The organism is Asanoa ferruginea (assembly GCF_003387075.1).
Taxonomy (GTDB): Bacteria; Actinomycetota; Actinomycetes; order Mycobacteriales; family Micromonosporaceae; genus Asanoa; species Asanoa ferruginea.
This window is the reverse complement of record NZ_QUMQ01000001.1, coordinates 4145648-4170802: the sequence shown is the minus strand read 5'-3', so window position 1 is coordinate 4170802 and position 25155 is coordinate 4145648. Positions and strand designations below refer to the sequence as shown.

The following is a 25155-nucleotide window of genomic DNA, read 5'->3' as shown; positions in this document are numbered from 1 at the left end:
CACATCATGAATCCTGTCGACATTGTCGAGATCGTCGGTTCGTTGCTCATCCTGGCCGCCTTCGGGGCATCCCAGTTGGGCAAGCTCGACGCCCACTCGGTGCCCTACCTGGTGCTCAACATCGCCGGCTCCGCCGTGTTGGCGGTGATCGCGGCGGCCCAACAGTCGTGGGGCTTCCTGCTGCTGGAGGGCACCTGGGCGGTGGTCTCCGCGGCATCGCTGGTGGCCCGGGTCATTCGACGCGCAGACCCGCCAGCGCCTCCTCCAACTCATCGGGCTTGACCAGCACGTCGCGCGCCTTCGACCCCTCGGAAGGGCCGACGATGCCGCGCGTCTCCATCAGGTCCATCAGCCGGCCGGCCTTGGCGAAACCGACGCGCAGCTTGCGCTGGAGCATCGAGGTCGAGCCGAACTGGGAGGTGACGACCAGCTCGATCGCCTGGATCAGCACGTCGAGGTCGTCGCCGATGTCTTCGTCGATCTTCTTCTTCGGGTCTTCGACCTTGGTCAGCACGTCGGGCCGGAACTCCGGCTCGCGCTGCTTCTTGCAGAAGTTGACGACGTCGGTGATCTCGTTCTCGTTGACCCAGGCGCCCTGGATGCGGACCGGCTTGGAGGCGCCCATCGGCAGGAACAGGCCGTCGCCGCGGCCGATCAGCTTCTCCGCACCCGGCTGGTCGAGGATGACCCGCGAGTCGGCCAGCGACGAGGTCGCGAACGCCAGCCGGGACGGCACGTTGGCCTTGATCAGGCCGGTGACCACGTCGACCGACGGGCGCTGGGTGGCCAGCACCAGGTGGATGCCGGCGGCCCGGGCGAGCTGGGTGATCCGGACGACCGAGTCTTCGACGTCGCGCGGCGCGACCATCATCAGGTCGGCCAACTCGTCGACGACCACCAGCAGATAGGGGTAAGGCCGGATCTCCCGCTCGCTGCCCGGCGGCGGCTTGATCTGCCCGGCGCGCACCTTGCGGTTGTAGTCGTCGATGTGCCGGACGCCGGCCGCGGCCAGGTCGTCGTAGCGCATGTCCATCTCGCGCACGACCCAGTCGAGCGAGTCGGCCGCCTTCTTCGGGTTGGTGATGATCGGCGTGACCAGGTGCGGGATGCCCTCGTACGCCGTCATCTCGACGCGCTTGGGGTCGATCAACACGAGCCGCACCTCGTCGGGGGTGGCCCGGCTCAGCACCGACACCAGCAGCGAGTTGAGGCACGACGACTTGCCCGCGCCGGTCGCGCCGGCGATCAGGATGTGCGGCATCTTGGCGAGGTTGGCGACCACGTAGCCGCCCTCGATGTCTTTGCCCAGCGCGACCACCATCGGGTGGGGGTCGGAGGTCGCCGCGTGTGAGCGCAGCACGTCGCCGAGCGCGACGTCTTCCCGGTCGGAGTTGGGGATCTCCACACCGACCGCGCTCTTGCCCGGGATCGGGCTCAGGATCCGCACGTCGGGCGACTTCACCGCGTAGGCGATGTTGCGGGAGAGCTGGGTGATCCGCTCGACCTTGGTGCCACGGCCGAGCTCGACCTCGTAGCGGGTGACCGTCGGCCCCCGGGTGTAGCCGGTCACCGCCGCGTCGACGTCGAACTGCTCGAAGACCCCGGTCAGCGCCGCGATCACCTCGTCGTTGGCCTTGCTGCGGGTCTTCGGCGCGGAGCCGCTGCGCAGCAGGTTGGGCGGCGGCAGCAGGTAGGCGCCCTCGATCGCGTTGATCGCGAGTTGCTCGGCGCGGGTCGGCATCGGCGAGTGCGGCGGCGGCTGTTGCTTGCGCAGCGCGGGCACCTTCGGCGGGGTGCGCGGCAGCGCGACGGTGTCGTGCACCACCTCGTCGTCGGCCTCGGCCGGGTCGTCGTCGCCGAGGCCGAGCACCTTGGTGCTCTGCCGGCGCCGGGCCGGCCGGCGGCGCGGTGCCGGCGGCTCCTCGTCTTCTTCTTCCTCGTCTTCGTCCTGCTGGGCGGGCGTCGGGCGGCCGAGCAGCACCGCGACCAGCAGGCCGAGCCGCTCGGGGACCTTGTTGATCGGGGTCGCGGTCACCACCAGCACGCCGAAGAGCAGCAGCAACACCAGCAGCGGAACGGCGACCCACTGGGTGAACGCCCGCTCCAGCGCGGTGCCGATGCCGGCGCCGATCAGGCCGCCGGCGTGGTCGCGCTGCGCGGTGTCGATCGGCGACTGGCCGATGTGCAGGATGCCGGCGACCGACAGCAGCAGCGAACCCCAGCCGACCAGGCCGCGGCCGCGGTGCTCGGGCTCGGGCAGCGGCCGCATCAGCCGGATCGCCCAGAACAGCAGCAGGACCGGAAGCGCGACCGCGATCGCGCCGATGAACAGCCGGACGCCGTCTTCGATCCGCTGGCCGACCGGGCCGGCGGCGGAGAACCAGACGGCGACGCTGGTCAGGATCGACAGGCCCAGCAGCAGCAGGCCGGCGCCGTCGCGGCGGTGCTCGGGGTCGAGGTCGCGGGCGGTGGCGGCCTGCCGGCCGAGGCCGCGGACCAGCCAACCGACGCTGTGCGCGACACCCATCCAGAGGGCGCCGCCGGCCCGGCCCACCAGCACGGCCATGCCGTTGGGCTGGCGCCGGCGGTAGGTCGAGCGCGCGCGGGTGGTGCTGGTGGTGGTGCGCCCGCGGGTGCTCGTGCCTGCCCGGCTCGGCGTCGCGGTGCGACGCCGGCTCGTCTGCGTCGTGCGGCCGGCCATGGTCTCACGGTAAGGGGACGCAGGTCACGCCGACGCGCGCCGCGCCGCGCGACAATCCTTCGGATTGGTGGACAGTGGCTGACTTCGACGTGCCGCGCCTATCATCGCGGGCGTGGAAGCGCCGGGCGGAACGCTGTTGCCCCTGACCAACGAGCTGATCGCGGGCGTTCTCGACGGGCACGGCTACGCGTTCGCCCAGGACCCCGACGGTGACCTCGTCGGCCGCTGGGACGACAACCTGATCTATTTCTTCCGGCTCGGCCGGGCCGGCGAGATCCTCCAGGTCCGCACGCTGGTCAGCCGGGTCTTCGAGATCGACGACGTGCTGCCCCTCTACGGGTTCTGCAACGCCTGGAACCAGGACAAGCTCTGGCCGAAGGCGTTCGTGCACGTCAACGACAACGGCACGGTCCGGGTGCTGGGCGAGGTGGTGGCCGACCTCGAGCACGGTGTCAGCTCCGACCAGCTCGACCAGTTGCTGACCTGTGGCATCACCAGCGGCTGCCAGCTCGCCGACGCGCTGGAAGACTTGAAGCTGTGAGCGACGCCCTCGCGGATGCCCGCGACCTGCCGCCCGGCCCCGAGAAGGTGGCCGAGCTCGACGCGGTGGTCGCCGCCGCCGACCGGGCCGGCGACGTGCGGCTCGGCTTCGAGGCCCGGCTCGACCTGATCGACGCCTGCCTCGACGCCGGTGAGCCCGCCCGGGTGCTCGGCCTGTTCGCCTGGTGCCGGGCGACGGCCGACCGCGAGCCGCTGCTGTTCACCGACACCGAGCTGGCGCTGCTGCGCTACTACCACCTCTGGGCGGTCGGCACGTTCCGCGTGTCCCCGGGCGTCGGCCGCGCCGAGGCCGAGGCGCTGCTCGACGACCTCGAGCGCCGGTTCCGCGAAGACCAGCGCCCGCTGTTCGCCGTGCACCGGCTGCGGGCCGAGATGGCCGATCACGTCGGCGACCTGACCGCGGCCCGGCAGTGGCTGGCCCGCTGCGACGCCGAGCTGCCACCGGCGGGCGACCCGGAATGGTTCGCCGATGGCGAGACGCTCGGCGACACCGGCTTCTGCCCGGCCTGCTACCCCGCCGACCGGGCCTTCCTGCACGCGGCGTGGGGCGAGTGGCAGGCCGCGGTCGACGTGGTCGAGCCGGTGCTGCGCGCCGGCGCCACCTGCCCCGAGCAGCCCGAACGCGCGCTGGCCGCGGCGATGATCCCCTACCTGCACCTGGGCCGGGTCGACGAGGCCGCCGCGGCGCACCTGCGGGCCTACCGGCGGCAGCGGCTCGACCGGGCATCGTTCCCGCTGCTCGCCGACCACCTGCGGTTCTGCGCCCTGGCCGGGCTGGCCGGGCGCGGTGTCGACCTGCTCACCACCCATCTCGGCGACCTCGACGAGCCGACCGACGAGCTGGCGGCGATGCGCTTCGCCGCCGCCGGCACGCTGGTCTGCCGCCGGGCCACCGCGGAAGGCCTGGGCGACCGGCGGGTGCACCGGCCCACCTGGGGCGACCGGCCGGCCGCCGACCTGTCGGTGCGCGACCTGGGCACCGTGCTCGCCACGATCGCGGCCACGCTGGCCGCCCGGTTCGACGCCCGCAACGGCACCGACCACCAGTCCCGGCTGGTCGGCCTCTGGCTGGCCGAGCTGCCGGTCGCGGCGATCCGGCTCGACGAGACCCCGCTCGGCCCGCTGACCCTCGAAGCGATCATGGAGGTGCTCGACGAGCGCGACGACCGCTACACGGTCGACGACGACGGCGTGGTCAGCGGCCGCTGGCCCGGCACCTACATCCAGTTCGAGCGGCTCGGCGAGCGACTGGAGATCCTCCAGGTGCGGGTGGTGGCCGAGCGCAGCCTGCCGGCGGCCCGGATCGCCGAGGCCTACGAGTTCTGCAACGCCTGGAACCACGACAAGCTGATGCCCAAGGCCTACGTGCACGACGCGGGCGAGGGTCACCTGTTGCTGGCCGGCGACGTGACCACCGACCTGGAGCACGGCGCGACCGCCACCCAGCTCGCCGCCCTGATCAACGCGGCGGTCGCCACCGGGACGGCGTTCGCGGCAGCGGTGGCCGACCTGCCCTAGCTCACTCGTTGGCCGACTCCGACGGCCTGCGCTCGCGCCCGGCGCCGGCGCAGGACGAAGAAGCCCACGTAGGAGACCAGCACGATCAGCGCCAGCACCGCCTGCGCGACGTGCACGAAGCGCTCGGGATAGAGCACGCCCTCGATGTAGGTGTCGACGAATCCCCTGGTCAACGGCGCCTCACCGGCGTGGCCGCGGGCCCAGTTCTGCCCGTAGGTGAGCGGGCAGTTGAGGCCGAAGCCGATCAGCGCGATGCCCCAGCCGATGGCGGGGAGGTGGAACCAGATGGCCTTCGGCCACTTCCAGGCCAGAAAACCGCCGAGCAGCACGTACGCCATGAAGGCGAAGTGCAGAGCCAGGAAGACGCTCGCGAGCTCTTTCCACCCCACGCCTGCGAGCGTATGACGGATCCTGCGGGCGTTGCTGGCGTACGCGAACCCCGCTCAACGCGGGTTGAAGTCGGACATTTTGTCTTGTCCTTGATAAATAAGGCTATAGCTCGACTCAGGCACCTCGACGAACGCGTCCGGCATGACACCCAACGGCTCCGATACCACCAACCGCGCCCCGTCCGGGATCTGTCGCAGCGCCTCCACCTCGGGGTGGAGTTGGCGCAGGTCGTTGACGTCGCGGGAGTAGAACAGCGTGCGCGACTGGTGCGCGCTCGAATAGCGGAAGACCCAGATCCGCTCCCCCTCGGTGGTGGCCACGGTCATCTGCACCGGGTCCTGGATGCCGTGGCTGGCGGCGGTCGCCTCGACGAAGCCGACCGTCCGCTCCACCGCGGTCACCGGGTCGTCCCGCAGGCCGTAGGTCAGCGCCAGGTAGAGCAGCGCCTCGGAGTCGGTGGTTCCCTGGATGTCCGGGTAGAGCGCCGGGTCGACGGCCAGCAGCAGGTCACGCCGCATCCGGGCGAAGTCGCGTACCGACCCGTTGTGCATCCACAGCCAGCGCTCGTGCTGGAACGGGTGGCAGTTGCTCTCCTGCACCGCCGTGCCCGACGAGGCACGCACGTGCGCGAAGAACAGCGGCGAGCGGATGTGCTCGGCCAGGTCGCGCAGGTTGCGGTCGCTCCACGCCGGCAGGATGCCGCGGAACCGGCCGGGCGTGGCCTTCTCGACCGGGTCGACCGGATACCAGCCGATGCCGAACCCGTCGCCGTTGGTCGTCTCGGCGCCCATCTCAGCGTGCTGGCTCTGGTCGATCAACGAGTGCTTCGGCTTGTAGAGCAGCGAGTCGAGCGGGATCGGCGATCCGGAGTACGCCAGCCAGCGGCACATAGGACGGCACCTCTCAGTGGTGGAACGACGACGTCTCGGCGGCCGACCGGCGCGGCCCGGGCTGCCGCTCCAACTCCGGTAGCGCCCGAGCGAGGTCGCCGAGCAGCAGGTCGGCCATGTCGTGCGAGAACCCGTTGCGCACGACGACGCGCAGCACGGCCAGGTCGGTGCGGTCCTTCGGGAACGTGTAGGCCGGCACCAGCCAGCCGGCCTCGCGCAAGGCCCGGGACACATCGAACACGTTGTACGCCGTGACGTGCGGCGCCGTGGTGAACGCGAACACCGGTAGCTGGTCGCCGCGACTGACCAGCTGGAACTGCCCGGTGCCCTCGATCTTCCCGGCCAGGTAGGTCGCGACGTCGCGGGACGCCTGCTGCACCGCCCGGAAGCCGTCCCGGCCGAGCCGCAGGAACATGTAGTACTGCCCGATCACCTCGGCACCCGGCCGGGAGAAGTTGAGCGCGAAGGTCGGCATGCTGCCGCCGAGGTAGTTGACCTCGAAGATCAGCTCCTCGGGCAGCAGCCGCCGCTCGCGCCAGAGCACCCAGCCCACGCCGGGGTAGACCAGGCCGTACTTGTGCCCGCTGGTGTTGATCGAGGCGACCCGGTCGAGCCGGAAGTCCCAGATCAGGTCGGGGTCGAGAAACGGCGCGATCATCCCGCCGGACGCGCCGTCGACGTGGATCGGGATGTCCCAGCCCTTGTCGCGGTGCAGGTCGTCGAGGGCGGCGGCGATCTCCGCGACCGGCTCGTAGGAACCGTCGAAGGTGGACCCCAGCACCGCGACCACGCCGATGGTGTTCTCGTCGCAGCGGGCGACGGCCTCGGCCGCGGTGAGGTGGAACCGGTCGCCCTCCATCGGCACCAGGCGCGGCTCGACCTCCCAGTAGTTGCAGAACTTCTCCCAGCACACCTGGACGTTGCCGCCCATCACCAGGTTGGGCCGCCCACCCATGGCGCCCTTGGCCCAGCGCCGCTTGAGCGCCATGCCGGCGAGCATGCAGGCCTCGCTGGACCCGGTGGTCGAGCAGCCGATGGTGGCCGCCGGGTCGGGCGCGTGCCAGAGGTCGGCCAGGATCGCCACGCAGCGCCGCTCGATCTCGGCGGTCAGCGGGTATTCGTCTTTGTCGATCATGTTCTTGTCGGCGCACTCGGCCATCAGCACGCCCGCCTGCGGTTCCATCCAGGTGGTCACGAAGGTGGCCAGGTTGAGCGAGGCGTTGCCGTCGAGCGTCAACTCGTCGTGGATGAGTTGGTAGGCGACCGCGGCCGGCACCGGGTCCGGGCCGAGCGCGTCCCTCGGCAACGTGATCTCCCGGCCGAGGTCCGGGTTGGCCGACGTCGCGACGATGTTGCCGGCCCGATGGGTCGGCCGGGCGTCGGGCGACTTGCCGTCGTGCAACGCCATCCCGGCCTCCTCGGTCGTCCGACCCGTCCGACCCGTTCAGGCTATTGCTCCGTACTCGTGCTCGATGTCGGATTTGCCGAGTCGGATCGCGGATAACTCGCTTGATCACGTTCACCGCCATCCGGTACGAACACGCCATGCTGCGAGGCGAGAAGGTGCTCCTGCGGGCCCGGCACGACGACGACGTGGCGATGCTGCACGCCGATCTGCACGACGACGTCGCGATGCGGTCCCGGTCCGACGGCCGGGCCTGGCGGCCGATCCCGGCGGGGTCGTCACCGTTCGCGCCGGCCCCACCCAGCGACGACGCGGCCGTCTTCACCGTCGTGCGGCTGGCCGACGACGCGGTCGCCGGCGAGGCCCTGCTCTGGGGCATCGACCTGCACAACCGGCAGGCCCACGTGGGCATCTCGCTGCGCCCCGCGATGCGCGGCAGCGGCCTGGGCACCGACACGGTCCGGGTGCTGTGCCGCTATGGCTTCGGGATCCGCGGCCTGCACCGGTTGCGGCTCGAGACGCTGGCCGACAACACCGCGATGGTCACCGCAGCCGAACGGGTCGGCTTCCGTCGCGAAGGGACACTGCGGAGCAACGCCTGGGTCGACGGCGAGTTCCTCGACGAGGCGATCTTCGGCCTACTCGCGGGCGAGTTTGTCCAACTCCCGGGGGATTAAGGTCAGCCGCACGCAGCGGTAGCTTCGGGCCTATGGCCTGGTTCCTCAACCCCGCGCTGACCCGCTTCCGCAGCGAGGTCGACCGCCGCTGGCCGCGGCGCGACAAGACCTCCGACGGCACCATCGGCGACCTCGCCCACCAGGCGACCAACTCCGACCACAACCCCGACCGGGACGGTTCGGTCGACGCCTGGGACATGGACGTCGACGGCGTCGACGTGCAGCAGGTCATCGCGGCCGCGCTCAAGCACGAGTCGATCCAATACGTCATCTACAACCGGCGGATCACCAGCCGGTCCTGGGGGCTGGGCACCTGGCGGCCCTACACCGGCGACAGCCCGCACACCGAGCACGTGCACTTCAACACCCGCGAGTCACACGAGAACAGCACCAAGCCCTGGTTCACCACTTCGCCGGAGGACGACATGTTCGAGTCCAAGGACCGCGACGCCCTGACCAGCGCGAACTACCGCGTCTATGGCCTTTACCAGGACCTCGACGTGGTCGACTTCACCATCACCAACGGCCGGAAGTTTCACGAGCTCAACCTGGCCAAGGCGGCCCGGGTCGCCCTGGAGCAGAAGGTCACCGCGATCCTCACCGCGCTGGCCGGTGTCGACGAGGCGGTCGCCGCCCAGTTGCGCGGCCAGTTCGCCGAAATCGACGCTGACTTCGCCGCGACCCGCGCCGCGGTCGACAACGTCGACGAGGCGGTCATCGAGCGTCTCGGTGCCCTCTCGACGCCCGAGGAGCAGGCGGAAACGCTCCGCGCCGTCCTCGGCGACCGCGCCAAGGAGGTCGGCGTGCTGCTATCCCAGGGCTGACGCCCACTCGGCGCGGTTTTCGTCGAGATAGTCGGCGACGCCGCGCCAGAACGCACCGTCCTCGGTGAAGATCCGGGCCCACGGTTGGCGTCCGTCGCGGGCGGCGGTGGCCAGCAGGTCATACATCGCGCCCGCGTTGACCCCGAGCAGGCCGGCCAGCGCCGGCCGCAGGCCGGGTTCGAGGCCGTAGCCGTCGACGAACGCGCGCAGCCGGGCCGCCGACTCCGGCACCGGCTGCTCGGGGCGCATCCCGCAGCAGCTCAGCGCGGCGTACGCGAGTTCCCAGGCCCGCGACCCCGGCCCCGCGTTGTCCCAGTCGATCAGCACCCAGCCGCGCTCGGCCCGCACCAGGTTCCAGGGTGCGGCGTCGTGGTGGCAGATCACTTCGCCGACCGGCGAGCCCGGCACGCCGACCGGCGGGATCTCGCTGTGCCAGCCGGCGTCCGGCGGCGGCGTGAACGAGGCCGTCGCCGCGTGCAGGTCGCGCAGCAACCGCCCGAGGTCCGGCAGGTCGCGCGGGTCGATGTCCATGGTCATTTCACCGGGTACGAACTCCAGCACCTGCCGCCCCTTCTCGTCGCGGCCCAGCGGGCGCGGCGCACCGGTGAAGCCGACGTCGTGCAGGTGGGCGAGCAGGGCATCGACGGCGTCGGTGTGCGGGCCGACCGGGCGGCGGACGGTGTCGCCGATCCGCACCAGGCCCGCGGTGACGTTGCCGGTCAGCCGGTCTTCGTCGGGTCGCACGCGGCCAGCACCTCACGGATCACGTAACGCGCGTTGCCGGCGAACGCGGGATTCGTCTGGTGGTAGTAGACCAACGCGATCACCGCTATCGCCAGCGCGCGACCACGGCCGCGCCGCCAGGTGGGCTCGTCGACACCGAGCGCGGCGCGGAACACCTCGCGGCCCTCCGGCGTCAGCAGGTTCCACGCGACGATCAGGTCGCAGGACGGGTCGCCGACCCCGAGGGTGGCGAAGTCGATCACCGCGGCCAGCCGCCCCCGCGAGTCGACCAGCAGATTGCCGGGCATCAGATCGGCGTGCAGCCAGACCGGCGGCCCGGCGTAGTCCGGCACGCCCAGGTCCGCGTCCAGTGCGGCGCCAATCGCGGCCAGCTCAGCCGGGTCAAGCAGCCCAGCCAGCCCCGCGAGCGCGGCGCGGGCAGGTGGGTCCAGCAACGAGTGCCCACCACCCCGATAGGCGGCGGGCGCGTCTGCCAGGTCGACGGCTCGCATCGCTCGGACGAACGCGGCCAGGTCGGCCGCCAGACCGAGCGGGTCGGTCAGCTTGTCCTCGACCGGCACGGTGCCGGGTAGCCAGCGGTAGACCGCCCACGGCCAGGGGTAGCCCTCCCCCGGCACGCCGACCGCGACCTGCTCCGGGATCGCCACCGGCAGCCGCGGCGCGAGCAGCGGCAGCCAGGTCCCCTCGGTCTCGGTGGCGCCGAGCGACCAGTCGACCCGGGGCAGCCGGACGACCAGGTCGGTGCCGAGCCGGAAGAGCGCGTTGACCGTGCCCGACGAGGCGACCGGCGTCAGCGGCCACCCCGCCCAGTGCGGGAACTGCGCGGCGACCAGCCGCGTGACGAGCTCACCGGTGACGGCGAACTCTCCCTCGTGCATCGGCACCGCCGATCAGACCTCGACCACCGTCGGGACGATCATTGGCCGGCGCCGGTAGGCGTCGTTGACCCAGCGGCCCACCGTCCGGCGCACTATCTGCTGTAGCTGGTGCGGGTCGGTGATGTTTTCGGCGGCCGCGCGGCTCAGCGCCTCGGTGATCAGCGGGAGAACCGGGTCGAACGCCTCGGGGTTTTCGGAGAAGCCCTTCGCCGAGACGGCCGGGCCGCCGACCACCTTGCCGGTGACCGAGTCGATCACCACGGTGGCGGCGATGAAGCCGCCGTCGCCCAGCATCCGGCGCTCGGTCAGCAGCGACTCGCCGATGTCGCCGACCGCGAGCCCGTCGACGTAGATGTAGCGGCTCGGCACGTGCCCGACCAGCCTGGCCTGGCCCTCGACCAGGTCGACCACGTCGCCGTCTTCGCAGAGCACCACGTTTTCCGGCGAGATGCCGGACTCGACGCCGAGCCGGGCGTGTGCCCGCAGGTGCCGCCACTCGCCGTGCACCGGCAACAGGTTGCTCGGCCGCACCACGTTGAGCAGGTAGAGCAGCTCGCCGGCCGGCGCGTGGCCCGAGACGTGCACCTTGGCCACGTCTTTGTGGATCACGTTGGCGCCGGCCCGGGAGAGCCGGTTGATCACCCGGTAGACCGAGGTCTCGTTGCCCGGCACCAGCGAGCTGGCCAGCACGACGGTGTCGCCCTGGGCGATCGTGATGTGCCGGTGGTCGCCGTTGGCCATCCGGCCGAGCGCGCTCATCGGCTCGCCCTGCGAACCGGTCGACATCAGCACGATCCGCTCGGGCGGGGCCTGCATCGCCTCGTCCATGCCGACCACGAGACCCGGCTCGATCCGGAGCAGACCCAGGTCGCGGGCGATGCCCATGTTGCGCACCATCGAGCGACCGATGAAGGCCACCTGCCGGCCGTGCAGGGCGGCCGCGTCGAGCACCTGCTGCACCCGGTGCACGTGGGAGGCGAACGACGCGACGATGACCCGCCCGCGGGCCTTCGCGAAGATCGCGTCGAGCACCGGGCCGATCTCCCGCTCCGGTGTCACGAAGCCGGGGATCTCGGCGTTGGTCGAGTCGGAGAGCAGCAGGTCGACGCCTTCGGAGCCGAGCCGGGCGAAGCCCGCCAGGTCGGTGATCCGGCCGTCGAGCGGCAACTGGTCCATCTTGAAGTCGCCGGTGTGCAGCACCAGCCCGGCCGGCGTGCGGATGGCGACCGCCATCGCGTCGGGGATCGAGTGGTTGACGGCGAAGAACTCGACGTCGAACGGCCCGAGTTGCTCGCGCTGCCCCTCGGTGACGGTGAGCGTGTAGGGCTCCATCCGCCGTTCCTGGAGCTTGGCCTCTACCAGCGCCAGCGTGAACTGCGAACCGACCAGCGGGATGTCGGGCTTGTGGGCGAGCAGGTAGGGCACGGCACCGATGTGGTCTTCGTGGCCGTGGGTGAGCACGATGGCCTGCACGTCGCCGAGCCGGTCCAGGATCGGGGCGAAGTCGGGCAGGATCAGGTCGACGCCCGGTTGCTCGACGTCGGGGAAGAGCACGCCACAGTCGACGACCAGCAACTTGCCGTCGTATTCGAAGACGGTCATGTTGCGGCCGATCGCGCCGAGGCCGCCCAGTGGGGTGACCCGAAGGCCTCCCGCGGGCAGCGGCGGCGGCGGTTCGAGCTCGAGGTGGGCCAGTGTCATGCAGGAAGCTCCAGTCCGCACGCGGCGGCGTCGGCGCGCAGTTGCGCGACCTGGTCCGCGGTCGCGTCGACGAGGGGCGGCCGGACCGGTCCGGCGGGCAGGCCCTTGATGGCCAGCCCGGCCTTGACCAGGATGGTGCCCTGGGTACGGAAAACACCGGTGAACAGCGGCAGCAGCCGGCGATGCAGGGCGAGAGCCTCGGCGACGTCGCCGCGCGCGTACGCCTGGATGAGCTGCTTGGTCTGTTGACCGGTGAAATGGGTCGAGGTGCCGACGATGCCGACCGCGCCGATCGCCAGCATCGGCAGGGTCGTGGCGTCGTCGCCGCAGTAGAACGCGAGGTCGGTGCGGCTGAGCACCCACGACGTCGCGGTGAGGTCGCCCTTGGCGTCCTTGACCCCGACGATGCGATCGTGTGCGGCCAGCCGGACCAGCGTCTCGGTCTCGATCGGCACGCCGCTGCGGTGCGGGATGTCATAGAGCAGGATCGGCAGCCCACTGGCGTCGGCGACCGCGGTGAAGTGCCGGTAGAGGCCCTCCTGCGGCGGCTTGTTGTAGTAGGGCGTCACCACCAGCAGGCCGTGTGCGCCCGCCTTCTCCGCCCCGACGGCGAGCTCGATCGTGTGCCGGGTGTCGTTGGTGCCGACCCCGGCGAGCACCTTGGCCCGGTCGCCGACCGCCTCGACAACGGCCCTGACCAGGGCCTCCTTCTCGCTGTCGGTGGTCGTCGGCGACTCGCCGGCGGTGCCGTTGATCACCAGCGCGTCGTTGCCCTGCTCGTCGACGAGGTGGGCCGCCAGGCGCTGGACACCGTCAAGGTCGAGCGCGCCGTCGGCGGTGAACGGCGACACCATCGCCGTGATCAGCTCACCGAACGGCCGCGCGGCAGAATGCTCCTGCGTCATGCTGACAAACCTAGCGGAAGCCTGGTGGACGGCGGTCTCGTCCGGTCGGGTGCGGGCTATCAGACTGTGCCAGCTAAGGTCCTCAGCCGGCTGGCCGCTGTCGCGGCCACCCGCCTTCCGGTCACCTGCTATGAACCCTCGGCGTAAGGGGTCGCCGCGACCTCGGTGCCGTCCGGAAGTGTGCTGATCGTGAAGTCCGCGAAGATGTTGGGCGCGACCCGCTGTAGCTCCCGCAGGCACGCGATGGCCACCTCACGGATCTCCACGTCGGCCGCCTCGGTGGCCCGCAGCGCGACGAAGTGACGCCACGCACGGTAGTTGCCGGTGACCACGATCCGGGTCTCCGCGGCGTTGGGCAGCACCGCCCGGGCCGCCTGGCGCGCCTGCTTGCGACGCAGCGTCGCGTTGGGCTCGTCGGAGAACTTCTGCTCCAGCCCCTCCAGCAACTCGTTGTAGGCCCGCACGCTGGCCTCGGCCGCCTCGACGAAGGTCTTGTGCAGGCCGGGGTCGGAGGCGATCACCTCGGGCTCGACCATCGACGCGTCGCGACCAGGGACATAACGCTGGGAGAGCTGAGAGTACGAGAAATGCCGGTGCCGGATCAGCTCGTGGGTGAACGAGCGGGACACCCCGGTCAGGTAGAAGGTGACCGACCCGTGCTCGAGCACCGAGAAGTGGCCGACCTCGAGGATGTGGGCGAGATAACCGGCGTTGGTCGCGGTGGCCGGGTTCGGCTTCTTCCACGACTGGTAGCAGGCCCGGCCGGCGAACTCCGCGAGCGCCTGGCCGCCGTCGGCATCGGTCTCCCAGGGCACGTCGTCGGGCGCCTCGAACTGGGTCCAGGCAATGATCCTGACCTGCGGCGGAACGATCTCTGGCACGGCGCCCCCTCTGCCTCGCGCGACTCGGCAGACTCTAACCCTCGACCCGACTGACCCCATCGCGACACCACGATGCCGTCATTGTGTCTTGCGGTGACGTCACTTCGGTGGCATAGTGACGTCATGGACATCGCACCGTTCGTTGAGGGCCTCCGCAGAGACCTCAACGCAGCAGCCGCACCCGGCGGCCCCGAGGTCGCTCGCGCCGCCGAGCTGCTCTCCGGCTCGATCGACGCGGCGGCCCGGCTGGCCCTGCTCGACGCGCTCGGCCAGGCGGCCGACGAGGTCACCACCAAGCTCACCTCGGCTTCGGTCGAGCTGCGACTGCGCGGCCGCGAGCCGGAGCTGGTGGTCACCGAGCACCTGCCGCAGCCACCCGCGCCGCCGGCACCGCCCGCACCCCCGACGCCGCCCGGCGCCACTGCGACGTCACCTGACGCCGCAGGTGACGTCACCCGGATCACGCTACGCCTCCCCGAAGGCCTCAAGGACGCCGTCGAGCGCTCCGCCGCCAGCGAGGGCATCTCCGTCAACGCCTGGCTCGTCCGGGCGATCGGCAGCGCCGTCGCCGGCGCCGTCGCCACCCCGACCCCGCCCGGTGGCTGGACCAACCCGCCCGGCCGCGGACGCCGGCACATCAGCGGCTACGGCCGCGCCTGACCCCCTCTTCTCGCCGAAGGAGCGCCACCCATGCCCGAGTTCCCGGTTGACGGCCCCATCACCGTCGCCTTCAAGATCATGTCCGGCTCCGTCGACGTTGTCGCCGAGGAGCGCACCAGCGCCTACGTCGAGGTCACCGCCGGCGACCGGCGCGGCGAGTCGCAGCGGCTGGCCGACGAGACCACCGTCGACCTCCAGGGCGACACCCTGTCGATCGTCACCCCCAACCAGAACGGCTTCCGGTTGCGCGGTGGCTCGGTCGCGATCCGGGTGCACGTCCCGCTGGACAGCGCGGTCAACGGCAAGTCCGCCTCGGCCGACGTCACCTTCCGCGGCCGGCTCGGCGGCGTCCAGGTCGACGCGGCGTCGGGCGACATCAAGGCCGACCACATCGGCGGCGACGCCACGATCACCACGGCCAGCGGCGACGTGCGGCTGGCCCAGGTCGAGGGCCACCTGCGGGCCAAGAGCGCCTCCGGCGACCTGCGCGCACAACAGATCGCGGGCGCCTTCACCGGCAAATACGCGAGCGGCGACGTGCAGGTCGAAGAGGTCGGCGGCGACATCTCGGTCGAGTCCGCCTCGGGCGACGTGACGATCCGCAAGGCACAGCGCGGCACCGCCCGGATCAGCACCGCCTCGGGCGACGTCCACATCGGCATCCAGCCCGGCACCGGCGTCTGGTTCGACGTGCAGACGATGTCCGGCACGACCCGCAACGGTCTCGACATGAGCACGCCGGGCCCCGAGACCGACAACGCGAGCGGCAACCAGATCAGCCTCCAGCTGCGCACCATGAGCGGCGACATCAACATCCAGCGCGCCTGACCCCGGAAGGACCCCATCATGTACGAGAACCCGCAGCTCCTCCTCAACCTCGCCAACGACCGCCAGCGCACGATGCGCCAGGCCGCGGCCCGCCGTCACTTGGCCGTCCGGGTGGCCCGGGCAATGCGCCGCGACCACGACGACGGCGGCCGGCAACACCGCTAAGCACCGTCCATGAAGGACCCGTTCGGCTGAGCCGGACGGGTCCTTCGGCGTTCAGCTGGAGAGTCTGACGCCGAACCATTGCTCGGCGTCCCACTTCTCGAACCGCTCCACCTCGGTGAACCCGAGCTTCGCGGCCAGGCGCATCGAGCGCGCGTTGGCGCTCTGGGTGCAGAGCACCACGTGCTCGCCGGGGAACGCGCCGCCGAACCAGTCGAGTGCGGCCGCGCACGCCTCCGCCGCGTACCCGTGTCCCCAGGCCGCCGGCAGGAACAGGTAGCCGAGGTCGACCTCCCCCGCCTCCGGACGGATCCGCCCGTCGGGCCCGACGTTGCGCCGATCGAGCATGACCGCGCCGATCATCGCTCCGTCGAGATCGACCACGAACGTGCCTGGCCGCCGCCCGGGCACCTCGGGCGTCTCGCGCTCCAGTTCGTCGCGCGGCTGGGGTCCACCGAGGTAGGTGCCCACCTCCGGCGAGGCGAGCAGCTCGACGAACGCCGCCCGGTCGCGGGCCTCGGATTCACGGAGCACGAGCCGCTCGGTCTTGATCGGAGCAGGCGGCCAAGCGACGGACGCCAGTTCTGCCATCCGTGCAAGCTAACCGGCGCCGTCAAACGGGTCGACCGTTCTGCTTGAAGAAGATCCATTCCAGCCGCTCGGCCGAACAGGAGATGTCCTCACGCCGGAGGTCGTTGCTCCACGCGTGCATTTGCTCAACATAGGCGGTATAGCGACGACTCCAACGACGGTCACTGGCGAGAGTCTTCGTCGATGTCGCAAGAGTGCGGTTCAGTGTCCGTAGCACACGGTCGTCAAGAATTAACGGCTGCCAGTCCCGATCGTTCGCTCGACCGGCGAAGGCAAACCACTTGGTGAAGAACGACCGACGAACACCAGGAAGAGAGAATGCCTCATACGCGGCTGTGAGGTCACCCTGCCGGCACGTGGCGGCGGTGTCGACAAGACGCGTCGCGCAGTGCGGCGCGGCAAGTGCCCTTGGAACGTGGCGATACGAGCGGGTGTTCGAAGTTCCCGATCCCCACGCCATGATCAGCACGAACGCGCGTCGAGCGGCAAGACCGTTGGTCATGTCAGTCGCCTTGATCAGCCTTGACACGTCATTCCGTCCGACAGATCGCCGACCGGCCGCGTCGCGCTGCTTAGACCACTGGTCGTTCTCGAGAACGTCGGCTACGCCTGGGTATGCGGCAAGCGCACGTTTCCACTGTTCGACAAGATACGTGACTGGGAGCTGCTGCTGACCGTCATAGCTCCGGACCAAAATGGGCAACCGTGAAGGCAGCGGCGCCCTCACGCCGCACTGTCCGCTCTGCGGACGAAGACCACGTGCCGCTGGGTGAGGTTGACCGTCTCAACGCGGTAGCCGGCGGCCACCCAACCGAGCCGGCTCCGGCTATGTGTGCTGGCTGGATCCGACTCGTTGCTCCACCAGGGAACGTGTCGGTAGGCGCTAGGCGGTAACCCGCCAGGCACAAGGTCGTCAAGCTCATCGAATGACATCCGAACCGACGAGCGGCCGGACGAGCGCAGCCAGTCCCGCAACGTTGAGTACTTGCTCATACCGGGAACCTGGCGCACAAGACGAATCGATACAACAGCCGGTCGGACGGGATCGGGCCGCTGATAGCGCTCGATCGCCGGCAGCTTTTCGGGGCCATGGAAGCCATGGTCGGCGCCGTGTTGCATGGTGGTGAGGACTGGCAGGAGTTGCAGGAGCTCTACCTTGGTCTGCTCGAACACGAAGACCGCCAGGTGAGGATCCTCGCCGCCACGTGCCTTGGGCAACTGGCCAGGGTTTATGGCCAGCTTGATGAAGACCGGGTGGTTCCCGAGCTACGCCGCGTCAAGGCTACCGACGCGCTGAGCGACATCGCGGTCTTTCTCCATCCGCGGCGCGGACGTTAGACGTAGAACCAGTTGAACGGGGCCCAGGGCAGGTTGCGCAGCACCGAGAACGCCAGCCAGGCGCCCATGAACAAGGCGATCGCGATCGGTGGGATGCGCAACTGCGGGATCTTCCAGCCGAACGCCCGCTGCGCTGCCCACGCGACGTAGAGGTAGAGCACGAACGGCACTGCGAAGACGAAGAGCAGGTGGTGGCGTGCGGCGGCCGCTACGTCGCCGTGCAGCAGGTACCACGCGGCGCGGGTGCCGCCGCAGCCCGGGCAATCCAGGCCCGTGGTCAGTTTGAGGATGCAGGTCGGCGGTGCGTCGGCGGCGCTGTCGGTCGGGTTGGTGATCAGCGTGTAGCCGACCGCTCCCCCGATGCAGCCCAACACCGCGAGTGGCGCCAGCCAACCCGGAACCCGCTCGAGCATCCGCAGATAGGCCCGCCCGACCCGACCGCGCCGCGGCGGTGCGTAGGACGGCGGCAGAAACGCCGGCGGCACGGCGGCGAGCGCCACCGCACCGGCCGGAGTGCCTTCGGATGGCTGCGCCTCGACGGCGCCATAGCCCGGCACACCGGCGCCGGTCTCCGGCGCGGGGCCCGCGAACGTCGGTGCTCCGCCGTCGCCGCCCGGTGTGGTGCTGTCTTCCGCTCCCGCGAATGCCTGTGTGGAGGCCGGGTTGGGCGCGGGCGTCATGGTCGTCACGGTACACCTGAGGTGCTCGCCAAGGCGGCGGCAACCGGACCGCCGAGATCGCCGCCATCCGGCGAAGCGACCGACTCCAACCCGAGCCAACCCGCGAGCCGGGTCAGCTCGACCGCGAGGGCGCGGGCCGTCGCGACCCGGTCGACGCCGGGCTCGGCCCAGGCCGCCGGCACGCGCAGAATGCCGGCCTTGCGGTCGGCCTTCAGGTCGACCCGCGCGGTGAAGCGGTCGCCCTGGAGGAAGGGCAGCACGTAGTAGCCGTAGACCCGCTGCGGCGCCGGGACGTAGATCTCGATGCGGTAGGTGAAGTGGAACAGGCGCTCGGTGCGGGCCCGCTCCCAGACCAGCGGGTCGAACGGGCTGATCAACCGGTCGCCGCGGACCCAGCGGGGCAGCTTCGCCAGAGGGTGCAGATAGGCCGGCTGTTTCCACGTCTCGACCCGGACCGGCAGCAGCGAACCGTCGTCGACCAACGACGCGATCGCCGCCCGGGCGCCGGCCACTGGCAACCGGAAGTAGTCGCGCAGCTCGAACTCGGCCGCCACGCCCAGCGACCGGGCGGCCACCAGCACCAGTGTGCGCCACGCCTCGAGGTCGGTCGGGGTCGGCGCGGCCAGGACCGCCGCCGGCAACACCCGCTCGGGCAGGTCGTAGACCCGGGCGAACGACGAGTTGCGGGAGGCCGCGGACACCTCGCCCGACCAGAACAGGTATTCGAGGGCCTGCTTGACGCTCGACCAGTTCCAGCCCCAGTTGGACCGGTCGCGCGGCTCGTCGCGCTCGATCTCGGCCGCCGTCAGCGGGCCCGACTCGCGGACCTCGTCGAGCACCCACTTGACCAGGTCGGGCTGCTCGTCGGCGAACTTACGCAGGCCGCCGTATTGGTGCTCGCGGGCCATCCGCCAGCGCAGCGCGGGCTGCAACTCGACCGGGATCAACGACGCCTCGTGACCCCAGTATTCGAACAGGGTGCGGGGTCGGCGGTAGGCCGCCCGGTCGATCAGCTCGGTCGGATAGGGACCCAGGCGGCTGTAAAGCGGCAGGTAGTGGGCCCGTTGCAGGACGTTGACCGAATCCATCTGGAGCAGGCCGGTGCGGCCCACCACCCGGCGCAGGTGGCGGGCGGTCGGCACGCCCACCGGCGCGGGGTCGGTGAAGCCCTGCGCGGCCAACGCGATGCGACGGGCCTGCGCCAACGACAACGATTCGGGTGTCACGGTTCGCACATTAACCGGACCCACCGACAAAAAAGCAGGGGCCGACGCCGGCGGACATGCGCTAGAAATCAGCGCATGCTGACGATCCGCCCGCAACGACTCGAGGACGCCGCTGAGGTCGCCGGCGTGCACGTCCGCGCCTGGCAAGCCGGATATGCCGGAATCATCCCCAAAGACGTGCTCGACGCACTCGACCCGGAAGCGTTCGCGGCAAGACGCCGGCAGTGGCAGGGTGCGAAAGAGTTCGAGACCCTGGTCGCGGTCGACGGCCCGGCCATCGTCGGGTTCACCACCGTCGGCCGATACCGCAACCAGCAGAACCGCGACGACCTGGATCCGGAGATCGGCGAGGTGCTCGCCATCTATCAGGAGCCACAACGACTGGGCACCGGCCTCGGCCGCACCCTGATGGCCGCCGGCCTGGCCGAGCTACACAACCGCGGCTTCCGCACTGTCCGCCTCTGGGTGCTGGAGGACAACAAGCGAGCCCGCCGCTTCTACGAGAAGGCCGGCTTCGAGCCCGACGGCGAACGCAACACCTACGACGTGACCTCAGGCGGCGAGACGCTCCGCCTGCCGGAGCTCCGCTACACCAGGAGCGGAGGAGCCTGACCCCAACGGCAGGAAGAGCAACAGAGCCACACTGATCCAGACGTACGCGTTGCTGCCCAGGAACCCGCCCACCCCACCGAACCCGTGCTCCCACACCCAGACCAGGCGGCTGCACAGCACGGCGTACCCGATGATCGCGAAGACCAGCCAAAGACGGCGCCGCGCCGTCACCGCCGCGGAGACCAGCAGGATCAGTGCCGGCAGCAGCCAGACCAGGTGGTGCACCCAGGTCACCGGGCTGATCAGGCAGCCCAGCACGCCGGTCAGGGCCAGCCCCTCGGCCAGCGACGCGGCCCGCACCCGCCAGGCCCACACGCCGATCGCGAGCAGCACCAGCACCAGCCAGGCCAGCGTCGACGGGTGCTCGGGGTTGAGCCGGGCGATCATGCCCTGCAGCGATTGGTTCGAGATGAACGCCAGCGACCCGACCCGGTCGGTGTCCCACAGCGCCGAGGTCCAGAACTCCCGCGACGCGGCCGGGTCGACCGCGGCGGCGGCCAGCGTGGCGACGGCGGCGGTGCCAGCGGAAAGACCAGCCGCCCGCCAGCGCCGGGTGACCAGCAGATAGAGGATGAACACGCCCGGGGTCAGCTTGATCGCGGTGGCCAGGCCGATGCCCACGCCGGCCCACTTCCGCCCGCCGGCCACGCCGACCAGCAGGTCGAGCGCCACCAGGAACAGAAGCAGCAGGTTGACCTGGCCGAACGTGATCGTCTCGCGGTAGGGCTCGAACGCCGCGATCAGCAGGAAACCGACCGCGAGCGCGAACCACGGCGTCCAGCCCATCCGCAGGGCAAGGGGCAGGACCAACCAGCGCAGGAGGGCGTACGTGGCCGCGAGCGAGAGGCCGACGCTGATCACGATCGCCAGCGCCCAGGGCACGACCGCCATCGGCACCATCACGATCGCCGCGAACGGTGGGTAGGTGAAGCCGTATTTGCTGTTCGGCTTGAGGAAGTCGTACAGCATGCCGTGGTCGTGGATCCAGTAGTTGACCGCGCCGTAGTAGACCTTGAGATCGAAGAACCCGTGTCGCGCGGCGAAGAACGCGACGAACACCAGCACGGCGACCGCCAGGCCCGCGACGATCGCGACCTCCCGGCGCGCGGCCCGCTGGATCAACCCGTGCCCCCACTCCGTAGGCTTTCGACTCATGGCTCTCGGGTATGTCCGTCCGGCGCGTCCCGAGGACGCCGCCGAGATCGCACGCATCCAGGTTGCGACCTGGCGGGTCGCATATCGCCGGATGCTGCCCCGACACGTGCTCGACGACCTCGACGAGGCGTGGATCGCGGAGCGGTGGAGCGCCTCGATCGCACAGCCGCCGTCACCGAGGCACCGGGTGCTGGTGTCGGTCGAGCAGGCCGAACAATCGTATCTGGTGGGTTTTGCCGCCTCCGGACCCGCCGACGAGCAGGCCTTGGCCCCCGAGGAGGCGCCGCTGCCGGACGATGTGGCGGCCGTCACCGACCTGTTGGTCGAACCCCGCTGGGGCCGGCGCGGGCACGGCAGTCGGCTGCTCGCGGCGGCCGTCGACCTCTGGCGCGAGGACGGCTTCGCCTTCGCGGTGGCCTGGGCCTACGACGGCGACGCGGCGACCCGCAAGTTCCTCGGCTCGGCCGGCTGGGCGCCGGACGGAGCCGGGCGGGCCCTCGACGTGGAAGACATGCTGGTCTACCAGCTCCGCCTACACGTCGATTTGACGGCCGCGCCCGACCCCGCCGAGGAGCCTTAGCCCTTTTCGGCTCCTTCGGATGCGCCTCGGACGAAGTAGCGCTGGAACAGCGCGAAGAGGACCGCCACCGGGATCGTGGCGAGCAACGCGGCGCCCAGTTTGAGCGGATACTGCGTGCCCGAGCCCAGCGACCCGGAGACCAGGTTGGCCAGGCCGCGGGGCAGCGTGAACAGGCTGGGATCCTGCACGGCGACGAGCGTGTGCGGGAACTCGTTCCAGGTGCCCTGGAACGACAGGATGGTCAGGGTAATCAGCGCGGGCCGCGCCATCGGGAGCACCACCGACCAGAATGTGCGGAAGACGGTGGCGCCGTCGATCCGCGCCGCCTCCTCCAGGCTTACCGGGATCGACTCGAAGAACTGCTTCATGATGAACACGCCGGCCGCGTCGACGAGCAACGGCAAGATCAGCGCGGTGTACGTGTTGTAGATGCCGAGCTGGTTGAACACCAGGAACTTCGGGATGAAGAGCACCACGCCGGGCACCGCCATCACCGCTACGACGGTCGCGAACACCGCACGCCGGCCCCGGAACCGCAGCCGGGCCAGCGCATAGCCGGCCAGCGAGTCGAGGAACACCCGGCCGATCGTGACCACGACCGTGACCAGCACCGAGTTGCCGATCCAGAGCGGGAAGTCACCGTCGAAGAGGCGCTCGAAGCCGGCCGTTGTGACCGGGTGCGGAATCGGCGACAACGGGTTGCTGGCCGCGTCGGGCTCGGTCTTGAACGAGTTGGTGAGCTGGATCACGAACGGGTAGATGAACACCAGCGCGAAGAAGATCAGGACGGCGTACCCGACGATGGTGGTGACCAGGCCCTTGGGCTGCCGCTTGTTCGGCGAGGTCAGCGTAGCCATCGGAACCTCCGGCGCGGCTCGTCGCGGTCCCGCATGATCCAGCGCTGCGCGAGCGTGAGCACGATGATGATCACGAACAGGACGAACGCGATCGCCGCGCCCTGGCCGTAGTCGAGATCCTTGAACGCGGTGCGATAGGACAGGAACGCCGGCGTGAGGGTGGTCTTCGCCGGGTTGCCCTGGCTCATCACGTAGATCTGGTCGAACACCTGCCAGGTGCCGATCAGGCCGAGGGTGAGCACCAGGAACATGGTCGGCTTGAGCAGCGGCAGCGTGACATAGCGGAACCGCTGCCACTTGCTCGCGCCGTCGAGCTCGCTGGCCTCGTCGAGCGAGACCGGCACGCTCTGGAGCGCGGCCAGGAACATCAGCATGAACGTGCCCGAGGTGGTCCAGATGACCAGGAACATGATCGCGCACATCGCCACGCTCGGCCCGGACAGCCACTCCCACCAGCTCAACCCGAGCGGGCCGCCATCGCTGAGGGCGGCCGGCGCGTTGTCGACCCCGAACAGGCCAAGGATCAGGTGGATCAGCCCGCGCGAGTCGGAGAACCAGGCCGGGCCGTCGATGCCGAACCACGACAGGACCCCGTTGATGGCGCCCGAGTTGGCGAACATGAACAGGAACACCACGCTGATCGCGACCGAACTGGTCACCGACGGGAAGTAGAACGCGGTCCGGAAGAACCCCTTCGCCTTCAGCATCCGGTTGTTGACCAGCAGCGCGAGGCCGAGCGCCAGCGCGGTCTGCACCGGCACCACGATCAGCACGTAGTAGAAGTTGTTGCGGATGCTGGTCATGAAGTCGCGCCGGGCCAGGCCGTCCTGGGTGAACAGGTGCGTGTAGTTGTCGGCCCCGACGAACGGCACGCCGGACTTGAAGGGGCTGCCCTGCCCACGCCAGTCGGTCAGGCTGACCCAGAAGGCCATCACGATCGGCAGCAGCAGGAACACACCGAGGATCACAACGATCGGGAGTACGAAGAGCCAGCCGGCCATGGCCTCGTTGCCGCGAATGCCGCGCCCGAACCTGGGTCGGCGACCGGTGCCGCGGTGGGCCGGCCGGCCGCCGCCGGCGGACCGGTCATCCCGGTCCGCGGCGGCGGTCGTCACCGTCGACATCTACTCACCCGCCGAGGTTCGCCTGGGTGTTCTTCTGGAGCGTCCCCAGGAGCTGCTTCGGGTCACCCTTGGCCAGGCCGTTGAGCGAGGCGTCGAAGTCGGCCAGGACGCTGTCCATCTTCGGGGCGTTGACCGGGCCCTGGGCATACTCGGCACCGTCGATGAACGCCTGGTCCGCGGGAAAAGCTGCTGTGTACTGGTCGCGCGCCGACTGGCGGGACGGCATCACGCCGAACGCCTTGGCGAAGGTCATCTGCTGGTCGACCGTGGTCATCGCCTTGACGTAGTCGATGGCCTGCTCCTTGAACTTGCTCTTGGCGGCGATGCCCCAGCAGTTGGTGAACGAGAGCGTGCCCTTGCCCTTGGGGCCGGCCGGCAGCTCGTGCACCGCGTACTTGATGCTCGGGAAGTCGTTGGTCATCGCGCCCTTGATCCAGTTGCCCTCGATCGTCATCGCGGCTTTGCCCTTGCCGAACGCCTCGCCGCCCCAGCCGGCGTCAAGCGCCTTGGGGTAGGAAGCTAGACCGCCCTTGAGCAGCGACTGCACGTAGGTCAGCGCGGTGACGTTTTCGGCACTGTCGGCCGTCGCCTGCTTGCCGTCCTTGCTGACGATCCAGCCGCCGGACTGCACGAAGAACGCGCCCACCCGGTCACGGGTGTCCGCGATCGCCAGCGGCATGGTGCCCTTGGCCTTGAGCTTCTGGGCCACGCTGGTCAGCTGGTCCCAGGTGGTCGGGATGTCGGCGTCGGTCAGGCCCGCCTTGGTCCACAGGTCGGTGTTGATCTCCAGCGCCAGGGTCGAGAAGTCCTTCGGGGCGCAGTAGAACTTGCCGTCGAAGGTGAACGTGTCCTTGAGGCTCTGGTAGAAGTCGTTCGGGTTGTCGACCTTGTCGCCGTAGGGCTCCAGCGCGCCGACGCTCGCGTAGTCGGCGAACCGGCCGGCGTCGACGTAGAACACGTCCGGCGGGTTGTCGCCGGCCAGCGCCTGGCCGAGCTGCTGGGTGAGGTCCTGGGCCGGGGTCACCGTGGCGGTGTTGCCGCTCTTGGTCGCCCAGGCCTGCGCCGCGTCCTTGACCGCCGTGGTCTCGGCGTCGCCGGACGAGCCGATCAGGATCTGCAGCGACGCCGGGCCCGACGTCTGTTGGGCGGCGGTGCCGCCGTCGTCGAAGCCATCGCCGCCGCAGGCCGCGCTGGCGAGGAGGGTGCCGGCAGCGAGAACCGCGACCGCAGCGCCGCGGATCCGGTTTGTTCTCATGTCGAATACTCC

At 70.2% G+C, this 25155-nt stretch carries 29 protein-coding genes; 11 read left to right on the top strand and 18 right to left on the bottom strand.

Translation table 11 applies throughout. The features are described from left to right. The first annotated feature begins 6 nt into the window (after nucleotides 1-6). Entirely contained in the window at nucleotides 7-282 is a 276-nt protein-coding gene (locus DFJ67_RS19560) for a CBU_0592 family membrane protein (protein WP_116076424.1), read from the top strand. Here DFJ67_RS19560 and DFJ67_RS19555 read toward each other — a convergent pair. Then, complete coding sequence (locus DFJ67_RS19555; RefSeq protein WP_116069305.1) at nucleotides 233-2701, bottom strand: DNA translocase FtsK; 2469 nt, start codon at nucleotides 2699-2701, stop codon at nucleotides 233-235. The two genes, DFJ67_RS19560 and DFJ67_RS19555, sit on opposite strands and share 50 nt — an antisense overlap. Before the next feature lie 112 nt (nucleotides 2702-2813). Here DFJ67_RS19555 and DFJ67_RS19550 point away from each other — a divergent pair, with 112 nt between their 5' ends. Beyond that, entirely contained in the window at nucleotides 2814-3242 is a 429-nt protein-coding gene (locus DFJ67_RS19550; RefSeq protein ID WP_239097323.1) for a type III secretion system chaperone family protein, read from the top strand. Continuing rightward, entirely contained in the window at nucleotides 3239-4780 is a 1542-nt protein-coding gene (locus DFJ67_RS19545; RefSeq protein WP_239097324.1) for a type III secretion system chaperone family protein, read from the top strand. The genes DFJ67_RS19550 and DFJ67_RS19545 overlap by 4 nt, the downstream gene beginning before the upstream one ends. Here DFJ67_RS19545 and DFJ67_RS19540 read toward each other — a convergent pair. The 3 genes from DFJ67_RS19540 to gad are packed head-to-tail and all read right to left on the bottom strand — an operon-like array spanning nucleotide 4777 to nucleotide 7468. After that, a complete protein-coding gene (locus tag DFJ67_RS19540; RefSeq protein WP_203783833.1) occupies nucleotides 4777-5169 on the bottom strand; it encodes a DUF2784 domain-containing protein in 393 nt (130 codons plus the stop codon). The two genes, DFJ67_RS19545 and DFJ67_RS19540, sit on opposite strands and share 4 nt — an antisense overlap. Nucleotides 5170-5223: 54 nt before the next feature. Beyond that, nucleotides 5224-6060: a class II glutamine amidotransferase gene (locus tag DFJ67_RS19535; RefSeq protein ID WP_116069303.1), complete on the bottom strand. Its 837-nt coding sequence runs from the start codon at nucleotides 6058-6060 to the stop codon at nucleotides 5224-5226. Between the two features lie 13 nt (nucleotides 6061-6073). Then, complete coding sequence (gene gad / locus DFJ67_RS19530; protein WP_116069302.1) at nucleotides 6074-7468, bottom strand: glutamate decarboxylase; 1395 nt, start codon at nucleotides 7466-7468, stop codon at nucleotides 6074-6076. Between the two features lie 137 nt (nucleotides 7469-7605). On the opposite strand from gad, the gene DFJ67_RS19525 reads away from it, so the two are divergent. Together DFJ67_RS19525 and DFJ67_RS19520 are read left to right on the top strand one after the other, a co-directional pair. Next, a complete protein-coding gene (locus tag DFJ67_RS19525) occupies nucleotides 7606-8142 on the top strand; it encodes a GNAT family N-acetyltransferase (RefSeq protein ID WP_116076418.1) in 537 nt (178 codons plus the stop codon). 32 nt (nucleotides 8143-8174) lie between these two features. Continuing rightward, entirely contained in the window at nucleotides 8175-8966 is a 792-nt protein-coding gene (locus DFJ67_RS19520; RefSeq protein WP_116069301.1) for a hypothetical protein, read from the top strand. Here DFJ67_RS19520 and DFJ67_RS19515 read toward each other — a convergent pair. The 5 genes from DFJ67_RS19515 to thyX all read right to left on the bottom strand — a co-directional run bounded on the left by DFJ67_RS19515 (nucleotide 8952) and on the right by thyX (nucleotide 14066). Continuing rightward, nucleotides 8952-9710, bottom strand: coding sequence for a phosphotransferase enzyme family protein (locus DFJ67_RS19515; RefSeq protein WP_203783841.1), 759 nt, complete (start codon nucleotides 9708-9710; stop codon nucleotides 8952-8954). The two genes, DFJ67_RS19520 and DFJ67_RS19515, sit on opposite strands and share 15 nt — an antisense overlap. Then, entirely contained in the window at nucleotides 9686-10588 is a 903-nt protein-coding gene (locus tag DFJ67_RS19510) for an aminoglycoside phosphotransferase family protein (RefSeq protein ID WP_116076414.1), read from the bottom strand. Before DFJ67_RS19510 ends, DFJ67_RS19515 begins: the two co-directional genes overlap by 25 nt. A 12-nt stretch (nucleotides 10589-10600) precedes the next feature. Beyond that, nucleotides 10601-12289, bottom strand: coding sequence for a ribonuclease J (locus tag DFJ67_RS19505; RefSeq protein WP_116069300.1), 1689 nt, complete (start codon nucleotides 12287-12289; stop codon nucleotides 10601-10603). Continuing rightward, nucleotides 12286-13194, bottom strand: coding sequence for a 4-hydroxy-tetrahydrodipicolinate synthase (dapA, locus tag DFJ67_RS19500; protein WP_116069299.1), 909 nt, complete (start codon nucleotides 13192-13194; stop codon nucleotides 12286-12288). Before dapA ends, DFJ67_RS19505 begins: the two co-directional genes overlap by 4 nt. A gap of 128 nt (nucleotides 13195-13322) precedes the next feature. Continuing rightward, the gene (gene thyX / locus DFJ67_RS19495) at nucleotides 13323-14066 is read right to left on the bottom strand and encodes an FAD-dependent thymidylate synthase (protein WP_116076412.1); all 744 of its coding nucleotides are present in this window, start codon (nucleotides 14064-14066) and stop codon (nucleotides 13323-13325) included. A 132-nt stretch (nucleotides 14067-14198) separates the two neighbouring features. On the opposite strand from thyX, the gene DFJ67_RS19490 reads away from it, so the two are divergent. Genes DFJ67_RS19490 through DFJ67_RS42780 form a run of 3 tightly spaced genes read left to right on the top strand, consistent with a single transcriptional unit; the run spans nucleotide 14199 to nucleotide 15728 of the window. Further along, the gene (locus tag DFJ67_RS19490) at nucleotides 14199-14735 is read left to right on the top strand and encodes a toxin-antitoxin system HicB family antitoxin (RefSeq protein ID WP_116069298.1); all 537 of its coding nucleotides are present in this window, start codon (nucleotides 14199-14201) and stop codon (nucleotides 14733-14735) included. A 30-nt stretch (nucleotides 14736-14765) separates the two neighbouring features. Then, entirely contained in the window at nucleotides 14766-15563 is a 798-nt protein-coding gene (locus tag DFJ67_RS19485) for a DUF4097 family beta strand repeat-containing protein (protein WP_116069297.1), read from the top strand. Nucleotides 15564-15581: 18 nt separating this feature from the next. After that, complete coding sequence (locus DFJ67_RS42780; protein ID WP_170215911.1) at nucleotides 15582-15728, top strand: hypothetical protein; 147 nt, start codon at nucleotides 15582-15584, stop codon at nucleotides 15726-15728. A 51-nt stretch (nucleotides 15729-15779) separates the two neighbouring features. On the opposite strand, the gene DFJ67_RS19480 is transcribed toward DFJ67_RS42780, so the two are convergent. Genes DFJ67_RS19480 through DFJ67_RS44725 form a run of 3 tightly spaced genes read right to left on the bottom strand, consistent with a single transcriptional unit; the run spans nucleotide 15780 to nucleotide 17309 of the window. Further along, on the bottom strand, nucleotides 15780-16316 hold the full coding sequence (locus DFJ67_RS19480) for a GNAT family N-acetyltransferase (protein WP_116069296.1): 537 nt from the start codon (nucleotides 16314-16316) through the stop codon (nucleotides 15780-15782). A 22-nt stretch (nucleotides 16317-16338) separates the two neighbouring features. Continuing rightward, nucleotides 16339-17043 (bottom strand): 8-oxoguanine DNA glycosylase OGG fold protein, encoded by a 705-nt coding sequence (locus DFJ67_RS42325; RefSeq protein ID WP_342353847.1) that lies wholly within the window; start codon nucleotides 17041-17043, stop codon nucleotides 16339-16341. After that, the gene (locus tag DFJ67_RS44725) at nucleotides 17040-17309 is read right to left on the bottom strand and encodes a DUF7662 domain-containing protein (protein ID WP_425321075.1); all 270 of its coding nucleotides are present in this window, start codon (nucleotides 17307-17309) and stop codon (nucleotides 17040-17042) included. The genes DFJ67_RS42325 and DFJ67_RS44725 overlap by 4 nt, the downstream gene beginning before the upstream one ends. Before the next feature lie 96 nt (nucleotides 17310-17405). On the opposite strand from DFJ67_RS44725, the gene DFJ67_RS19475 reads away from it, so the two are divergent. Then, nucleotides 17406-17654: a hypothetical protein gene (locus tag DFJ67_RS19475; protein ID WP_239097325.1), complete on the top strand. Its 249-nt coding sequence runs from the start codon at nucleotides 17406-17408 to the stop codon at nucleotides 17652-17654. On the opposite strand, the gene DFJ67_RS19470 is transcribed toward DFJ67_RS19475, so the two are convergent. Next, entirely contained in the window at nucleotides 17651-18334 is a 684-nt protein-coding gene (locus tag DFJ67_RS19470; RefSeq protein WP_116069295.1) for a DUF2752 domain-containing protein, read from the bottom strand. The two genes, DFJ67_RS19475 and DFJ67_RS19470, sit on opposite strands and share 4 nt — an antisense overlap. Nucleotides 18335-18339: 5 nt before the next feature. Then, nucleotides 18340-19560, bottom strand: coding sequence for a winged helix-turn-helix domain-containing protein (locus tag DFJ67_RS19465; RefSeq protein ID WP_116069294.1), 1221 nt, complete (start codon nucleotides 19558-19560; stop codon nucleotides 18340-18342). 75 nt (nucleotides 19561-19635) lie between these two features. Between DFJ67_RS19465 and DFJ67_RS19460 the strand changes: the two genes are divergently transcribed. After that, nucleotides 19636-20172, top strand: coding sequence for a GNAT family N-acetyltransferase (locus DFJ67_RS19460; protein WP_116069293.1), 537 nt, complete (start codon nucleotides 19636-19638; stop codon nucleotides 20170-20172). On the opposite strand, the gene DFJ67_RS19455 is transcribed toward DFJ67_RS19460, so the two are convergent. Continuing rightward, a complete protein-coding gene (locus tag DFJ67_RS19455; protein WP_116069292.1) occupies nucleotides 20113-21327 on the bottom strand; it encodes a glycosyltransferase 87 family protein in 1215 nt (404 codons plus the stop codon). The genes DFJ67_RS19460 and DFJ67_RS19455 overlap by 60 nt on opposite strands. On the opposite strand from DFJ67_RS19455, the gene DFJ67_RS19450 reads away from it, so the two are divergent. Beyond that, nucleotides 21326-21907, top strand: coding sequence for a GNAT family N-acetyltransferase (locus tag DFJ67_RS19450; protein WP_116069291.1), 582 nt, complete (start codon nucleotides 21326-21328; stop codon nucleotides 21905-21907). The genes DFJ67_RS19455 and DFJ67_RS19450 overlap by 2 nt on opposite strands. On the opposite strand, the gene DFJ67_RS19445 is transcribed toward DFJ67_RS19450, so the two are convergent. From DFJ67_RS19445 to DFJ67_RS19435, 3 genes are read right to left on the bottom strand one after another with little or no spacing between them, the layout of a single operon-like run. Beyond that, nucleotides 21904-22764 carry a carbohydrate ABC transporter permease gene (locus DFJ67_RS19445; RefSeq protein WP_116069290.1) on the bottom strand — a complete coding sequence of 287 codons (861 nt, stop codon included), beginning with the start codon at nucleotides 22762-22764 and terminating at the stop codon, nucleotides 21904-21906. The two genes, DFJ67_RS19450 and DFJ67_RS19445, sit on opposite strands and share 4 nt — an antisense overlap. Further along, nucleotides 22752-23888 (bottom strand): carbohydrate ABC transporter permease, encoded by a 1137-nt coding sequence (locus tag DFJ67_RS19440; RefSeq protein WP_116069289.1) that lies wholly within the window; start codon nucleotides 23886-23888, stop codon nucleotides 22752-22754. Before DFJ67_RS19440 ends, DFJ67_RS19445 begins: the two co-directional genes overlap by 13 nt. 4 nt (nucleotides 23889-23892) lie before the next feature. Further along, a complete protein-coding gene (locus tag DFJ67_RS19435; protein WP_116069288.1) occupies nucleotides 23893-25143 on the bottom strand; it encodes a sugar ABC transporter substrate-binding protein in 1251 nt (416 codons plus the stop codon). Nucleotides 25144-25155 lie beyond the last annotated feature (12 nt).

Excerpts from the sequence above, each read along its gene's own strand:
- DFJ67_RS19555 (WP_116069305.1), bottom strand. The coding sequence starts at position 2,701 with ATGGCCGGCCGCACGACGCAGACGAGCCGGCGTCGCACCGCGACGCCG.
- DFJ67_RS44725 (WP_425321075.1), bottom strand. The coding sequence starts at position 17,309 with ATGAGCAAGTACTCAACGTTGCGGGACTGGCTGCGCTCGTCCGGCCGC.
- DFJ67_RS42780 (WP_170215911.1), top strand. The coding sequence starts at position 15,582 with ATGTACGAGAACCCGCAGCTCCTCCTCAACCTCGCCAACGACCGCCAG.
- DFJ67_RS19435 (WP_116069288.1), bottom strand. The coding sequence starts at position 25,143 with ATGAGAACAAACCGGATCCGCGGCGCTGCGGTCGCGGTTCTCGCTGCC.
- DFJ67_RS19470 (WP_116069295.1), bottom strand. The coding sequence starts at position 18,334 with ATGACGCCCGCGCCCAACCCGGCCTCCACACAGGCATTCGCGGGAGCG.
- DFJ67_RS19440 (WP_116069289.1), bottom strand. The coding sequence starts at position 23,888 with ATGTCGACGGTGACGACCGCCGCCGCGGACCGGGATGACCGGTCCGCC.
- DFJ67_RS19505 (WP_116069300.1), bottom strand. The coding sequence starts at position 12,289 with ATGACACTGGCCCACCTCGAGCTCGAACCGCCGCCGCCGCTGCCCGCG.
- DFJ67_RS19535 (WP_116069303.1), bottom strand. The coding sequence starts at position 6,060 with ATGTGCCGCTGGCTGGCGTACTCCGGATCGCCGATCCCGCTCGACTCG.
- DFJ67_RS19490 (WP_116069298.1), top strand. The coding sequence starts at position 14,199 with ATGGACATCGCACCGTTCGTTGAGGGCCTCCGCAGAGACCTCAACGCA.
- DFJ67_RS19520 (WP_116069301.1), top strand. The coding sequence starts at position 8,175 with ATGGCCTGGTTCCTCAACCCCGCGCTGACCCGCTTCCGCAGCGAGGTC.
- DFJ67_RS19480 (WP_116069296.1), bottom strand. The coding sequence starts at position 16,316 with ATGGCAGAACTGGCGTCCGTCGCTTGGCCGCCTGCTCCGATCAAGACC.
- DFJ67_RS19510 (WP_116076414.1), bottom strand. The coding sequence starts at position 10,588 with ATGCACGAGGGAGAGTTCGCCGTCACCGGTGAGCTCGTCACGCGGCTG.
- DFJ67_RS19560 (WP_116076424.1), top strand. The coding sequence starts at position 7 with ATGAATCCTGTCGACATTGTCGAGATCGTCGGTTCGTTGCTCATCCTG.
- DFJ67_RS19455 (WP_116069292.1), bottom strand. The coding sequence starts at position 21,327 with ATGAGTCGAAAGCCTACGGAGTGGGGGCACGGGTTGATCCAGCGGGCC.
- DFJ67_RS19450 (WP_116069291.1), top strand. The coding sequence starts at position 21,326 with ATGGCTCTCGGGTATGTCCGTCCGGCGCGTCCCGAGGACGCCGCCGAG.
- gad (WP_116069302.1), bottom strand. The coding sequence starts at position 7,468 with ATGGCGTTGCACGACGGCAAGTCGCCCGACGCCCGGCCGACCCATCGG.
- DFJ67_RS19475 (WP_239097325.1), top strand. The coding sequence starts at position 17,406 with ATGGAAGCCATGGTCGGCGCCGTGTTGCATGGTGGTGAGGACTGGCAG.
- DFJ67_RS19460 (WP_116069293.1), top strand. The coding sequence starts at position 19,636 with ATGCTGACGATCCGCCCGCAACGACTCGAGGACGCCGCTGAGGTCGCC.
- dapA (WP_116069299.1), bottom strand. The coding sequence starts at position 13,194 with ATGACGCAGGAGCATTCTGCCGCGCGGCCGTTCGGTGAGCTGATCACG.
- DFJ67_RS19525 (WP_116076418.1), top strand. The coding sequence starts at position 7,606 with ATGCTGCGAGGCGAGAAGGTGCTCCTGCGGGCCCGGCACGACGACGAC.
- DFJ67_RS19445 (WP_116069290.1), bottom strand. The coding sequence starts at position 22,764 with ATGGCTACGCTGACCTCGCCGAACAAGCGGCAGCCCAAGGGCCTGGTC.
- DFJ67_RS19485 (WP_116069297.1), top strand. The coding sequence starts at position 14,766 with ATGCCCGAGTTCCCGGTTGACGGCCCCATCACCGTCGCCTTCAAGATC.